Origin of the sequence: Streptomyces aureoversilis (genome assembly GCF_042657885.1) — a bacterium.
Taxonomy (GTDB): domain Bacteria; phylum Actinomycetota; class Actinomycetes; order Streptomycetales; family Streptomycetaceae; genus Streptomyces; species Streptomyces aureoversilis.
In genome coordinates this window covers 282,747-296,186 of sequence record NZ_JBHSKJ010000001.1, presented here as the reverse complement: position 1 = coordinate 296,186, position 13,440 = coordinate 282,747, and the positions used below count along the sequence as shown (strand labels likewise).

General features: G+C 72.3%; 13 protein-coding genes. 1 reads left to right on the top strand and 12 read right to left on the bottom strand.

From position 1 onward, the window contains the following. Positions 1 to 97: 97 nt before the first annotated feature. From ACFPP6_RS01135 to ACFPP6_RS01090, 10 genes are all read right to left on the bottom strand, one after another. On the bottom strand, positions 98 to 1,057 hold the full coding sequence (locus ACFPP6_RS01135; RefSeq protein ID WP_382035917.1) for a fumarylacetoacetate (FAA) hydrolase: 960 nt from the start codon (positions 1,055 to 1,057) through the stop codon (positions 98 to 100). A 101-nt stretch (positions 1,058 to 1,158) separates the two neighbouring features. Then, a complete protein-coding gene (locus ACFPP6_RS01130) occupies positions 1,159 to 2,463 on the bottom strand; it encodes a pyridoxal phosphate-dependent aminotransferase (RefSeq protein ID WP_382035915.1) in 1,305 nt (434 codons plus the stop codon). 146 nt (positions 2,464 to 2,609) lie between these two features. Beyond that, positions 2,610 to 4,274, bottom strand: a complete 1,665-nt coding sequence (locus tag ACFPP6_RS01125; RefSeq protein ID WP_382035912.1) for an AMP-binding protein — start codon at positions 4,272 to 4,274, stop codon at positions 2,610 to 2,612. After that, complete coding sequence (locus tag ACFPP6_RS01120) at positions 4,271 to 5,413, bottom strand: Glu/Leu/Phe/Val dehydrogenase dimerization domain-containing protein (RefSeq protein ID WP_382035909.1); 1,143 nt, start codon at positions 5,411 to 5,413, stop codon at positions 4,271 to 4,273. Before ACFPP6_RS01120 ends, ACFPP6_RS01125 begins: the two co-directional genes overlap by 4 nt. 100 nt (positions 5,414 to 5,513) lie before the next feature. Continuing rightward, a complete protein-coding gene (locus tag ACFPP6_RS01115; RefSeq protein ID WP_382035906.1) occupies positions 5,514 to 6,077 on the bottom strand; it encodes a type 1 glutamine amidotransferase in 564 nt (187 codons plus the stop codon). 58 nt (positions 6,078 to 6,135) lie between these two features. Then, positions 6,136 to 6,945, bottom strand: a complete 810-nt coding sequence (locus ACFPP6_RS01110; protein WP_382035903.1) for an amino acid kinase family protein — start codon at positions 6,943 to 6,945, stop codon at positions 6,136 to 6,138. After that, positions 6,942 to 7,997 (bottom strand): N-acetyl-gamma-glutamyl-phosphate reductase, encoded by a 1,056-nt coding sequence (gene argC / locus ACFPP6_RS01105; RefSeq protein WP_382035900.1) that lies wholly within the window; start codon positions 7,995 to 7,997, stop codon positions 6,942 to 6,944. Before argC ends, ACFPP6_RS01110 begins: the two co-directional genes overlap by 4 nt. Next, positions 7,994 to 8,842 (bottom strand): ATP-grasp domain-containing protein, encoded by an 849-nt coding sequence (locus ACFPP6_RS01100; RefSeq protein ID WP_382035897.1) that lies wholly within the window; start codon positions 8,840 to 8,842, stop codon positions 7,994 to 7,996. Before ACFPP6_RS01100 ends, argC begins: the two co-directional genes overlap by 4 nt. 149 nt (positions 8,843 to 8,991) lie before the next feature. Beyond that, positions 8,992 to 9,177 carry a lysine biosynthesis protein LysW gene (locus ACFPP6_RS01095; protein ID WP_382035894.1) on the bottom strand — a complete coding sequence of 62 codons (186 nt, stop codon included), beginning with the start codon at positions 9,175 to 9,177 and terminating at the stop codon, positions 8,992 to 8,994. Positions 9,178 to 9,258: 81 nt separating this feature from the next. Continuing rightward, the gene (locus ACFPP6_RS01090; protein WP_382035891.1) at positions 9,259 to 10,452 is read right to left on the bottom strand and encodes an isopropylmalate synthase; all 1,194 of its coding nucleotides are present in this window, start codon (positions 10,450 to 10,452) and stop codon (positions 9,259 to 9,261) included. A gap of 393 nt (positions 10,453 to 10,845) precedes the next feature. Here ACFPP6_RS01090 and ACFPP6_RS01085 point away from each other — a divergent pair, with 393 nt between their 5' ends. Then, the gene (locus ACFPP6_RS01085; protein WP_382035889.1) at positions 10,846 to 11,613 is read left to right on the top strand and encodes a maleate cis-trans isomerase family protein; all 768 of its coding nucleotides are present in this window, start codon (positions 10,846 to 10,848) and stop codon (positions 11,611 to 11,613) included. A 57-nt stretch (positions 11,614 to 11,670) separates the two neighbouring features. Here the strand turns inward: ACFPP6_RS01085 and ACFPP6_RS01080 are convergent, their stop codons facing one another. Together ACFPP6_RS01080 and ACFPP6_RS01075 are read right to left on the bottom strand one after the other, a co-directional pair. Continuing rightward, complete coding sequence (locus ACFPP6_RS01080; protein ID WP_382035886.1) at positions 11,671 to 12,390, bottom strand: response regulator transcription factor; 720 nt, start codon at positions 12,388 to 12,390, stop codon at positions 11,671 to 11,673. Positions 12,391 to 12,716: 326 nt separating this feature from the next. Further along, a complete protein-coding gene (locus ACFPP6_RS01075; protein WP_382035885.1) occupies positions 12,717 to 13,346 on the bottom strand; it encodes a TetR family transcriptional regulator in 630 nt (209 codons plus the stop codon). Positions 13,347 to 13,440: the final 94 nt, after the last annotated feature.

Genomic DNA, 13,440 nt, shown 5'->3' with positions numbered 1-13,440 from the left:
TCGAGCATACACACCGGGTCGCGGAGCGGGGCGTTCCTGTCACACGGCTGCCCCCGGGGGGCCGTTCTCCCCCGGGGGTGAGGCTTCCGCGCGCCCGTCAGGCCGCCACGGACCCGGTGCCGTTCCCGTTCCCGTTGCCGGTCCCGTTCCCCGTGCCGGTCCCGGTCCCGGTCCCGCCGAAGCTGACGGTGTTCGCCAGGACGACGCCGTGGCTCTTGACGTCGATGGTGATGCGGTCGCCGTCGGCGATGCGGAAGCCGTCGTGGAAGCTGGCCTCGTCGGCGCCGAGGAGGACGTAGTTCACCAGGCCGGGGCGGCGGACGGCGGGGTAGGTGAACAGGTGGTCCGTCATGTCCCCGACCTTGAAGTACAGGGAGTCCTCACCGCAGTCGAAGTTCCCTTCCCACGCCGCCACTCCCTCCCGCTCGATGGTGACCCGGCCGGTCACCGACCGCGGCGGCTCGCCGAGGAAGAGCCAGGGGGCCATGGAGGTGTCGCAGAGCTTGCAGTACGGGTTCCAGCCCGGGTTGCGGCGGTGCAGGCCGATGTCGCACAGGTCGTTGCCGAAGGTGTAACCGGCGTAGTGCGGGGTGCCGTCGGCGTCGTTGACGTAGACGAGGGCGACCTCCGGCTCCTCGATCAGGGCGACCGCGGAGGCGGGGACGGTCAGCGTCTCGCCGGGCATCCGCAGCCAGGAGCCGAAGCCCTTGAAGAACCAGTTGGGGGCGATGAACGCCTCGCCCTCGGCCGGCTCGGTGTCGAACTTGGACTTGTGGGTGCGCATGAAGCCGCTGAGCAGCGCGTTGTTGCTGCTGGTGGGCAGCAGGGGCGGCAGGAACCGCAGCTGCGGGTCCCCGTCCGCCACCGTGATCCACTCGGCGCCGTCGGTGAGGGCGGCGACGAGCGCCTCGGGGCCGCTCGTGGCGATCACGGCTTCACGGACCTGCCCCTCCGTCACCCGGTAGAGGGTCAGGGGCTCGCCGGGGGCCGGCTTGGCGAAGCCTGTGTAGCGCTCGCCCCGGTACTCGCACTCGAAGAGGATCGGCGTGGACGTCATGGTCGGTCTCCTGTGGCTGCTCGTGTGGCTTCTCATGAGGCTTCTGATGAGGCTGTTGCTGTGGCTGGGGGCTTCCGGCGTGGTGCGGCGTTCCGGGCCGGTCAGGCGTGCAGTGCGCTCTGCGGGCGTGCCGCGGGCGTTCCCGTCAGTCCTGCCAGGACCTCCTCGACGCGGTCGAGCGAGGCGCGGATCCAGGGGAGGGCGAGCGGGTCGGCGGCGTTGAGGGCGGCGGTGCGCTGCTCCTCGGTGTCGCCGTAGAGCCGGCTGGTGGCCGCGCGCAGGCGCAGGGTCCGCGGTTCCTCGCCGAAGGCCTCGGCCGGCAGGACTCCCACGCCGTAGCGGGTGAGGAGGAGGTCGGCGAGGCCGGCGCCGGTGTGCACCCCGTGGGCCCGGCCGAGGTGTTCCCGCAGGGGTTCGAAGTCGGGGTAGAGGTAGCAGGTGGCCCGTACGGGGGCCAGGCCGGCGCCTGCCGCGACGAAGCGGGCGGCCACTTCCCGTGCCACGGCGGCGTGGAGGCGGCGGCTGGCGGCGACGTGCTCGACGATGCCGGGGGTCTCGCCGAAGGCGTAGGCGGCGGCCGCCTGGACGGGGGCCGCGGCGCTGGACCAGATCTGGCTGGCGATGCCGGTCAGCCGTGCGTGCAGCGCGCGTCCCGTGTCGCTGTCGGGGAGGCGGGCGACGCCGATCCGCCAGCCGCCGACGGCCAGGTTCTTGGTGAGCCCGGTGGTGACCACGGTGCGCTCGGGGGCGAAGACGGCCGGGGAGACGGCGGGCGTGGCCGCGTCGAAGACGAGGTCGCAGTAGATCTCGTCCGAGATGACGGTCAGGTCGAGGTCCCGGGCCGCCTCGGCGAGGCGCCGTACGGTCCCGGGCGAGGCGATGGTGCCGGTGGGGTTGTCGGGCAGGGTCACGACGACGGCCCGCGGGTCACGCCCGGCGGCCCGGGCCGCGGCGACCGCCTCCCGGAGCCGGTCCGGGTCGGGCACGCCTCCCTGGCCCGGCAGGACCGGGACGGGGACGGGGCGGGCGCCGGCGAGCCGGGCCTGTGCCGCGTAGCTGACCCAGCTCGGCACGGGGACGACCACGTCGCCGCCGACGGCCAGCAGGAGGGCGAACAGCAGGGGCTTGCTCCCCGGCCCGGCCACGACGAGGCCGGGGTCGGTGACCAGGCCGCGCCGCTGCCAGTAGCCGGCGACGGCGGCGCGCAGGTCCGGGCTGCCGGCCACGGGCCCGTAGGCGTTGTGGGCGGCGGCCGCGGCGAGCCTGGCCTTCAGGACGGGGTGGACGGGGAGGCCGATCTCCCCGCTGGCCATGGGGAGTACGGGCAGGCCGGCCCGGCGTCTGCGGGCGAGGGACTCGTCGGCGGCCAGCGTCGCCGACATCGTCACCGGTGCGGTTGGGGGCATGGGAGGGGCTCCAGCAGTGGGGTCGTCGCGCGTGGGTGTGCTGCGCGTGGGTGTGCTGCGCGTGGGGTTCGCGGTACGGGTTCCGCGGGCGGTTGCCCACGGGGGCCCGGGCGGGCCGGCCGCCGGACGCGGCGGCCGGCCGGGCCTCAGGTCCGGGCGTAGCGCAGGCGGAGCTCGGCCTTGCGGACCTTGCCGGTGAGGGTCTTGGGCAGGGCCGGGACCACTTCGAGGCGCTCGGGCAGGAACCTTTCGTCCTGTCCGGACTCCCGCAGGTGGTCGCGGATCTCCTCCAGCGTGGGCGTCCCCGTGCCGCTGGGGACGACGACCGCGCAGATCATGTCGTCCACCTGGCCGGTCGGCCCGACGAGGGTCGCCTCGACGACGGCCGGGTGGCGGGAGATGACCGCCTCCAGCTCGGTCATGGGGACGACGATGCCGTCGCGCATGATGGCGTCCTTGGCCCGGCCGAGGATGCGGATGCCCCCGCGCTCGTCGTCGCGCGCCACGTCCCCGGTGTCGAACCAGCCCTCCACGGTGAGCTCGGCGGCGAAGAGGTCGTCGCGCTTGTAGTAGCCGAGGGCCTGGGAGGCGCCGCGGACGCGCAGGCGGCCGACGGGGGCGCGCTTGCTCGGGTCCTTGCAGGCGTCGATGCGTATTTCCATGGAGTCGATGGGCCGGCCGTTGCTGTAGGCCGCCCAGTCCTCGCAGTAGTCGAGGCGGGTGATGGTCACCGGGCCGTGCTCGGACATGCCCCACACCGAGTACGTGCGGGCGCCGAGCGTTTCGCGGAGCTCGTCGACCAGGGACTGCAGGACCGGGGCGGAGCCGGTCACGACGTGGCGCAGGGTGCTGACGTCGCGCGGCTCGGCCCGCTGGGACTCGGCGATGTCGGTGAGGGTGGGCGGCGGGCCGTAGAGGAGCGTGGCGCCGTAGCGCTCCACGAGGTCCAGCAGGGCCGAGTTCTTGCGGACGTCCTGGAAGGCGATGGTGCCGCCCAGCATGACGCCGGCCAGGAGGCCCTGGGCGAAGCCGGAGTAGTGGACGAGGGGGGTGGTCACGGCGGCCACGAGGTCGTCGCGCAGGAGGAAGGTGTCGACGTAGCCGCGTACGGCCGAGTGGATGGTGTTCTGGCTGTGCAGGACGCCCTTCGACTCGCCGGTGGTGCCGGAGGTGAACAGCACGACGAACGGCTCGTCGGGCTGGAGGGCCAGTCCGTCCAGGTCGGCGCCGCGGCGCTCCTCCCACGGGATGTCGACGAAGTGGTCGTCGAAGTCCAGGGCGCCGGCGGGGGCGTGGCCGCCGACGACCGCCACCTTCTCCAGGGTGGGGAGTTCGGCGCCGAGCCGGGTGACGACGGAGGCCAGCGGGTAGCCGTCCCACTCCGGGGTGGTGATGCACACCCGGGCCTCGGTGAGGGTGAGGCGATGGCGGAGCTCCTCCTCGGTGCACAGCGGCGAGATGGGGCAGATGGCGGCGCCGATGCGCATGCAGGCGAACATCAGGGGCACCATCTCCCAGCGGTTGGGGAGCTGGACGGCCACGAAGTCGCCGCGCTGTACGCCGAGTTCGAGCAGGGCGCCTGCGAAGCGGTCGGTGAGCTGGGCGAGTTCGGCGTAGTCGAGGGTGTCGGTGCGGGCCTCGGCGACCCGGCGGCCGGCCACCGCCAGCTTGTGGGGGCGCGTGCGCGCCTGCCGCCACAGGTCGTCGAGGAAGGTCTCGTCGCGCCACCAGCCGCGCCGCCGGTACTCCGCGGCGCGGGCCTCGTGGCCCTCGGGGACGAATCCGTTCGCCGGCTTGGCTGCCGTGGTCATCGGCGGTCCTTCCTGCGGGCCGCGAGCAGGGCCGGGAGGGGGTCCCCGGAGGCCGCGGCGGAGATCTCCAGCAGATCCCGGGTGTTGTTGCGGACGCGGGTGCCGACCCAGTCGAAGACCCAGTTCTTGCGTTTGGCCGCCTCCAGCTCGAACGGCACGGTCCGGGTCAGGGCCAGTCCGGCCGCCGCGGCGCCGCCGACGTTGGCGACGACGTCCGGGATCAGGGTGGAGCCCTGCACGGCCATCTTCAGCTTGGCCTCCGGGCTGACGCAGATGTTGCCGCCCTCGACGACCAGGCCCGCCCGGAGGCGGTGCACGTTGGCGTCGTTGATGGCGTGGTGGTTCGCGGCGAGGATCAGGACGTCGGCCTCGACGTCCAGCCAGGCGTCCGGCTCGGTGGAGACGGTGACGCCGCCGGGCAGGCGGGCGTGGTCGATGCGGCCGCCGGCGTCGGTGACGGCCAGGAGGTCCGCGATGGGCAGCCGCTCGGCGCTGACGGTGCCCTGGACGTCGGCCACGCCGACGATGCGGTGGCCGCGGTCCTCGAGGAACTGCGCCACCGACCGGCCGACCGTGCCGAAGCCCTGGACGACGACCCGCAGGGACTCGCCGCGCCGGTGGAGCACCTCCAGTGCGGTGACGGCGGCCACGCCGACGCCGTGGCCGGTGCAGTCCACCAGGGGCTCGTAGTAGGTGCGCCAGTCGTAGGGCATGTCGACGCCGCGCGCCTTGCGGCGCGGGTCGTAGTCGGCTTCGGCGAAGAACACGGCCCGGTCGGCCGGTGTCACGCCGAGGTCGCAGCCGAGGTGGATGCCGCCGTGCATCAGCGGCGCGACGGTGCGGCCGAAGGTGCGCAGCGTCTCCTCGCGGTCGCCGCCGTCCGCCACGATGCCGGCCTTGGCGCCGCCGACGGGCAGGCCGACGAGGGTGAGCTTGTGGGTCATGCCGCGGGCCAGGCCGCGCACCTCCTCCTCGGTGACGTCGGCGGTCATGCGGGTGCCGCCCATGGCCAGGGAGTCGACGAGCGAGTCGACCACGACCCAGCCCTTCAGGGGGCCGCCGCTGCCGTTGAGCGACACCGTGAAGGCGGGCTCCCGGACTTCTTCCGGTATGTCTTCCGTGCTGGTCAGAGCGTTCATCGTCAAAGGACCTCGTGATCGGTTCGAAGGGTGTGATGCGGTGCGGGTGGTGCGGTGCGGGTCGTACGGAGCGGGTGGCGCGCAGGCCTCGGTGTCCGGGTCACTGGTAGAGCCGGGCGAAGCCGCGCAGGATCTCCATGCCGTCGCTGCGGAACTCCAGGTGGGCCTGCGAGCCGTGGATCCGGCCGTCGTCCGAGGCGAGGAACTCCACCGGGGCGTGCTCGGAGCGTCCGATGGAGCGGAAGCCCGGCGGTGCGCCCTGCAGGTAGAGGGTGTGGCGGTGGAAGACCGTCACGGTGGGCTTGACGTAGGCGAACAGCGGCTCGGCCGTGTCGACCTCGACGTCGTAGCCGCCGACCCGTTGCTCCCCCTCGGCCAGCTCGGCGCCGGCCGCGACGGCGATGATCTGCATGCCGCCGCAGATCCCCAGGACGGGGACGTCGGCGTTCATGACGAGGTCGATCAGGGGCCGGTAGTAGTCGCTGTCGTAGGCCCGCACCTTGGTGCCGCTGAGCACGACGGCCCGGTGGCGCGGATCGAGGCGGGCGGGCACCGAGGCGGCGTCGACCGTGTCGGTTTCCGACCCGAGGTCCTCGAAGCGCTTGCGCAGCTGCTTGAGGGAAAGGGTTCCGTTGTTGACCACGAGCACCCGGGAAGACGTCACGTCTGCTGCTCCTCTCGCTGGTTCTTCTTCCGACCCGTCCGGTTCTTCTCCTGACGGGTCATGTCCGGGTGATGACCGTTCCGGTGTGTTCGGCGAGCAGCTCGGTGACGGGTGCGCTGCCGATGACGGCCCGCTCCACTCCCCCGTCCAGGGCCTCTCCGGCCGCCCGCAGCTTCTTGCGCATGCCGCCGGTGGCTCCGCGGTCGCGGAACGCGGCGGCGTCCGCGGCGGTGATGCGGCGCACCGGTTCGCCGTCGATCAGGAGGTGGGGCACGTCGGTGACGAGGACCAGGGAGGAGGCCCCCGTCGCCCCCGCGATCGCGGCCGCGGCGCGGTCGGCGTCGGTGTTGACCTCCTGGCCGGCGGTGTTGCGGGCCAGCGGGGTGACCAGGTAGCAGTGCCCGGGCTGCAGGTTCTTCAGGGCGCTGGGGTCCACGTCGGTGATCGGTCCCACGAGGTTGTCGAGTTCGACGAGTTCCTTGCCGCGCCACCACCAGCGCTCGCCCTCGCCGGCCTGGACGAGGCCGTCGCTGCCGACGAGGCGCTCGGCGGTGATGCCGCGCGATTCGAGCCGTGCGAAGACCTGCTCGCCCATGGCGTCGCTGACGGTCTTGATGTCCTCGATCACCTCCGGCGTGGTCCACCGGCTCTGGTTGCCGTAGCGGTCGCGCAGGATGGCCGAGGGCTCGGTGTAGCGCGGGTCGAGGAGCCTGAGCGGCTTGGACCAGCCGTGCACCAGGACCAGGGGGGTGGTCCGGCCGTGGGCGGCGAGGTCGTCCCACCAGGCGTCGGTCATGTCGTCCAGGCAGCTGCCGCCGAGCTTGACGACGGTCGGCACGCTCTCGGTGCGGTCGGTGCCGGTGCTCATGCCGGCATCACTGGCTGCATGGTCAGCCCCGTTTCTTCCGGAAGGGAGTAGCGCTTGTTGATGGCCTGGACGGCCTGCCCGGCGGCGCCCTTGACCAGGTTGTCGAGTGCGGCGAGGACGACGATGCGGCCGCCCTCGGGGTCGTGCATGACCGTGACGTCGCAGTAGTTCGAGCCCAGCACGGCCTGCGGGTCGGGGACCGGGATCATCGTCTCGGTGTGCCGCCGGACCCGGACGAATGTGTGGTTCTTGTAGAAGCGCAGGTAGGCGCGCTGCAGCTCTCGGGCGTCGACCTCGTCGTCGGTGAGGACGTAGGAGCTGGCGAGCAGCCCGCGCACGTGCGAGACCCCGTAGGCCGACATCGTCAGGGAGCCGACCGTCCCGGGCTTGCTGCGCTCCAGGAAGTCGCTGACCTCGGCCGCGTGCCGGTGCCCGGTGGGGGCGTACGGCGTGATGGCGCCGTTGCGGAACGGGTGCAGGCCGGCCGTGCGCAGCTGCTGCCCGCTGCCGCTCGATCCGCTTTTGCCGTCCACCAGGACGGTCTTGAGGTCCAGGCCGAGGGAGAGCGTCAGGGGGGCGAGGCCGAGGGTGATGGCGGTGGCGTAGCAGCCGGCCAGGGAGATCAGCGGCGCGCCCGCCATCTGCTCGCCCACGAGTTCCGGCACGCCGTAGACGAAGCGGTCGGCGAGCTCCGCGTGGCGTTCGACCTTGGGGTACCAGCGCCGGTGGAGCTCGGGGGTGCGGATGCGGAAGGCGCCGCTGAGGTCGATCACGCACGCCACCTTGTCGGCCAGCTGGGCCGCGAGGCGGGCCGAGACGTGGGCGGGGGTGGCGAGGAGGACGACGTCGCACCGGTCGGCGAGGTCGTCGGTGACGGGTTCGAGGGTCAGGCCCAGGTCCAGGCGCAGGCCCGGGTGGAGTTCGGCCGGGCGGCGTCCGATGTTCGACGACCCGCCCAGGAAGGTGAGTTCGAGCCCGGGGTGCTGGGTGACCAGTCTGATGAGTTCTCCGCCGGCGAAGCCCGAGGCGCCGACCACTCCCACGCGGATCACCGGAGCGTCTCCTGCACGTGGCGGCAGACGGCCGCGGGGATGTCGGCTCCGGTCGCCGAGGCCACGGCCCGGAAGCCGGGTGCGTGGTTGACCTCGTTGACGACGTAGCCGGAGGGGGTCGTGAACAGGTCGATCCCGTAGATGCCGCTGCCGAGTTCGTCCACGACGCTCTCGACGATCTTCACGACGTCGGGGTCGTGCGCGACGGCCCGGTTGCGGTTGCCGAGTGCCGCGTTGTTGCGCCAGTCGGTTCCGTTGCTCCGGAACTCCGCCGCGCCGACCAGCTCCCGGCCCACGACCAGGCAGCGGATCGAGCCGCCGCCGAAGTACGGCTCCACCAGGCAGGCCTGCTCGAAGGCGTGTCCGAGGTCCTCGACGTAGTCGTAGACGGACTGGGCGGTGTCGGAGTGGCGGATGAGCGTCACCCGCTTGCCCATCCCGCCGAAGACCGGCTTGAGGACGACGGGCAGGGACAGTTCCTCCAGCGCCTTCTCGAAGTCCTTGCGGGAGAGGACGAGGCGGAAGTCGGGCACGGGCACGCCGGCGTTGCGCAGCACGGCGCGCAGGGTGAGCTTGTTCTCGCAGGCGTGGATGGCGGCCGCGCTGTTCAGGGTGGGGATCTTCGCTGCTTCGGCCAGGGTGGCCAGCAGGCCTCCCCGGGTGTAGCTCCGGCTGCGGACGAGGACCGCGTCGTAGGTGCCGATCGACTGCGGATCCGGGTGCCCGAGGCACAGGGATTCGTCGTTGACCCACTCGGCCTGCAGTCCGAAGTCCGGTGCGGTCTCGATCAGCCGGCGTTCCTCCCAGCTGATCCGGTCCGCGACGATGGCGATTCTGCCGCCCATGGATGGACTCCTCAGTGTGGTGTGTGCGGTGGCGCCGGTGTGGTCCGGCGCCGGGCCCACCGGACACGGGCTTCCCGGAGGTCCGGTGCGCCCTGTGTCCGGTGGTGCCGGTAGTGCCGCTGTGTCCGGCGGTCCGGGCCGCCGGGCTCCTACTGGCCCCAGTCGCGGAGCTGGACCTCGACCATCTGCAGGGAGAGCTTGTCGTCCCGGACGTCGTCGACGCGGAGCGTGAGCATGCACTCGGGGCACGACAGCGTCTCGCCCTGGATCATGGGCGGGGTGGTCAGGTCGGTCTCGCACTCGGGGCAGGCGCCGGTGAGGGTGGCAGTGGACATGAGGGGTTCTCCTCGGTGTGGGATGGATGCGGTGCGTGATGAACGGCGCTGGGCCGGGGTGCCGGCCGGGGCCGGCCGGCCTCAGCGGGACTGGAACTCCACGGCGGACTTGCGGATCGCGTCGCGGTCGAGCAGGGGGCGTCCCTGCTGCTCCTGGCGCGCCGTCAGCCATGCGGTGAAGGCCGCGACGTCGAGGTCCGCCTCGACGCCGGAGTCGGTGAGCGCCCACGTCACCAGGGCGGTGGTCAGGCGGGTCCGCACGCGCAGCTCGCGGGAGTTGCCGACCGTCTCCGCGGGGAGCGTCTCGTACGCGGCGGGGTTGCTGAGCTGGCCGGGCAGTTCGTAGGCGAAGGCGTGGGGGGTGGTGGGCCCGGACTGGAAGGCCTCGCCGAGGCCCGATCCCTTGAGGGCGGCGGCCGACAGGGCGGTCAGGTGGGAGAGGTCGAAGCGGGTGTCGCCGTGGACGACGCGCAGCGAGGTCAGCAGCTCGGCCAGCGGTGCGTTGCCGCCGCGCTCGCCGATCCCGCCCACCGTGGCCGAGATCCAGTCCGCGCCGGCCCGGTGGGCGGCGAGCGAGTTGGCCACCGCCATGCCGAGCATGTTGTGGGAGTGGATCTCGATCTCGGATCCGTCGATCGCGGTGAGCTCCCCGATCACGTCCTCCATCTGCCAGGGCGACAGGCAGGCCACCGTCTCCGCGAGGCGGAACCGGTCGGCTCCGGCGGCGAAGCCCGCGGTGACGTAGGGGACGAGCCGCTCCTTGGGGGTGCGGGCGCCGTCCTCGCCGCTGAAGGTGACGTGGAGACCGCGCTCCTTCGCCGCCTCGATGGCCGCCCGGGCGACCGAGATCAGGTACTTCGTGCTCGTCGAGGCCAGCTTGAGGCCCGCGTGCTCGTAGGAGGTGGGAATCGAGAACATCACCGACCGCACGCCCAGGCGCACGGCTTCGTCGAGGGCCTTCTCCACCTGCTTGCGGTCCCGGACCACGACCAGGGTCAGGCTGCGCTCGGGGCCCACCGTCTCGTGCGTGGCCAGGATGAGGTCGGCGTCGGCCGGTGCGGGGCCGGAGATCATCCCCACCTCGACCAGCTCCACGCCGGTCCGCACCAGCAGGTCGGAGATCAGTGCCGCGTCCTTGGGGCCGAACTCCACTCCGGCCATGTGGGCGGAGTCCCGCAGGGTCGCGTCCGAGATGTGCGGCAGCTTCACCGGGGGTCCGGCGCCGTCCGCCAGGGGGGCTCCGGGGCCCCCGTCGTGCACGTCCATTACTGCCATCGCAAATCACTCCTTCTTCCAGGGCTTGCGGCAGGGCCGGCCTGTCTGCGGATTTCGGCGGGGATACACCGTGAAGGCCTTTGCGCCGAACCGTGTACGGGGAATTGCTGGCTGCACATCCGGGAGAGTGGATACCGCGGACTGTGCCGTCATCAGCTGGTGCGGTGGAAGCTGTAAATAGCTTGTCCGGCCCGGCGGAGAGCGTCAACCCCCGGCAACTCCGTTCCCGGTCAGGCTCGGTCAGGTAAATGTCAGGCCGGGAAAGGCAGGTAAGCGCACTGTCAGAGAACTACGGATCCGTCTGCATCGGCTGCGGCGGGCGGGAGTTCTGGATTAGGGTTACCGGAACAAGCCTCTCCCTTTCTCTTCCCAGATGGAACGGGTGACGTCACCATGGACATACGCTCTGCACCCCGGCTCGGGCTCGTCGTCCCGCCGGAGAATCCCACCGCCGAGCCCGAATTCAGCCGGTTCCTCGGTTCCGGAATGCATTTCCACACGACCCGCTTCCCGGTCCTTCCGGGCAAGGGCCTGCGGGAAATGCTCGATACGTACAACGAGGTCCTGCCCGGGGTTCTCGCGGGCTTCGGCATGCTGCCGCTGGATGCCGCCGTCGTCGCCTGCAGCGCCTCCCACTACCTGCTCTCCCCCGACGGCGACCGGGCGTTCTGCGCCGGACTCTCCGAGCGCGCGGGCTTCCCCGTGCTCTCCTCCTCGCTCGCGACGCTCGCCGCGTGCGAGGCCCTCGGGGTGACGCGGCTGACCCTCGTCAGCCCGTACGAGCCGTGGCTGACCGGGCTCTCCCGCGACTACTGGGAGAAGGCCGGGCTCACCGTCGACGGGGTCGTGCCCGTCCCGGCCGGTGACCGGTACGACCCCTACCGGGTGACCACCCGCACGCTCCTGGACCGGATCCGCCGGCACGACGTCCCCGAGGACACGACGCTCCTCTTCACCGGCACGGGGATGTTCACGCTCGCCGCGCTCGACGAGCTCGGCGGCCGGCACCCGGACCGGGTGATGCTGACCTCGAACCTCGCGAGCGCCTGGTGGGCCCTGCGGACGGCGGGCGCTGCGCAGGACGGCGGGCCCGGTGGTCATCCGCAGCTGAAGCGGCTGGCGGGCGCGGCGGCCGCGCGGGAGGAACACGCGCACGCGTAGCGGCGGAGCGGCCGGCCGGTGTGCGTGCACACCGGCCGGCCGGTACCGCCCCGCGCGTCAGAGGCCGGTGAACTGCAGGCCGACGCCGCGGACGGTGGTGATCCAGTCGCCGCCCCCCAGCTTCTTGCGCAGACTGCTCACGTGGGTGTCGATGGTCCGGCGGGACCAGGAGTCGCCCCAGACCTGCTGCATGATCCGGTGCCGCGGAATGACCGTCCCCGGATGCGACGCGAGGAGGTGGAGCAGGTCGAACTCCTTGCGGGTCACCTCCACGCGTCTGCCGCGGATGCGCACTTCGCGCGAGGACGCGTCGATCTGCAGCGGCCCGTGCGAGACGGTCCGCCGCGCGGGCTCCTGGAGCCGCATCCGGCGCATGACGGCCTCGATGCGGGCCATCAGCTCACGGAATCCGTAGGGCTTCACCAGATAGTCGTCGGCTCCGGCCTGGAGCCCGAGGACGCGGTCGAGTTCGCTCCCCCGGGCGGTCACGGCGATCACGGGGATGTCGCAGGCCGACCGCACCTCGCGGCAGACCTCCAGGCCGTCCAGGTCCGGGAGTTCGAGATCGAGCAGCATCAGGTCGGCATTCCTGTAGCTCTGCAGCGCGGCGTATCCCGTCTCCGCCCTGTCGACCGTGTGCCCGTGCCGGGTCAGTCCGCGGATCAGCGATTCGGCGTCACCGGTGTCGTTCTCCACGACGAGCAGGCGCCACGCGGCGTCCGTCCTGGCCGGCCCGGCCGAATTCGGTGGTACCTGCCGAAGGCTTGTATCAAGCATGCGCTGTCTCCCCTGAATAGCTGCCGATGAGGGGTCCGCACCTTCGGTGCGTGCGTCTGCGATCGCAGAAATCCCCCGTGCTCTGCTGAAGCCCCTGATCTCGCTGAAGCCCCGTGATCCCGCCGGATTCCCGTACATCGTTTCCCGGCGTCGCCGGGGCCGGGAAAGGGCGAAGGGCGGGGCGGCGGAGGGCACTCGGGCGAGCCGCCCGGCGCGGCCGGAGAACCGTTTTTCTCCGGCCGGATCCGGCTTCCTCGCCCTGCAATCTTGCGCCGGATGCGCCGGGCGGGACATACGGACTTCAATAAGTCACCGGCAGCATGCGATCACGGGCCGGCGGGAGACACCCCGTAGAGGACGAGGTCCCAGACGCGGGCGAGCTGCTCGACGGGACCCGGGTCCCCGCCGCCGGCCGGCTCCTGCGACGCCCGCGCCTCCGGCGCCCCCGCCCGGGCCCGGCGCTGCAGGTGCGCGTCGACGCCCGCGACGAGGTAGGCGGCCAGCAGGGTCACCGTCTTCGGGTCGGCCGCCGCGCGCAACTGCCCCTCGGCGTAGGCCTGGTGCAGCAGGCCGCGCAGTTCCGGCAGCCAGGTCTGCGCCCAGTCGGCGCCACCGGGAAGCTCCCGGGAGAGGCGGGCGGCGGCGCGTACGGCGGTCTCCTTCTCCAGGAGCCGGGCGATCGCGAGGACCAGGGCCCGGGCCCTGCGGAGGGGGGAGGCCGGCACCGCCACGGTCCGCTCGGTCTCGGCGCGGGTCAGCTCGCGCCCCAGCTCCTCCACGGCACGGGCGATCTTGTCCTTCGTCGGGAAGTGGAAGGTCAGGGCGCCGGTGGAGATGCCGGCCGCCCGGCAGATGCGCTGCAGCGACGTGCCGTCGTATCCGCCGCGGTCGAACTCGGCGGCGGCCGCCTGCACCACGGTGCGCCTGGTGCAGGCGGCGCGTTCCTGCTTCACCATCGCAACTCCCCGGTGGTGGCGGTCGCGTGCCGTCGACGGCCCTCGCGCCATCGGGTGCCCTTCAAGGTCCCACACCTCTCGGCCGTTTCGGTCT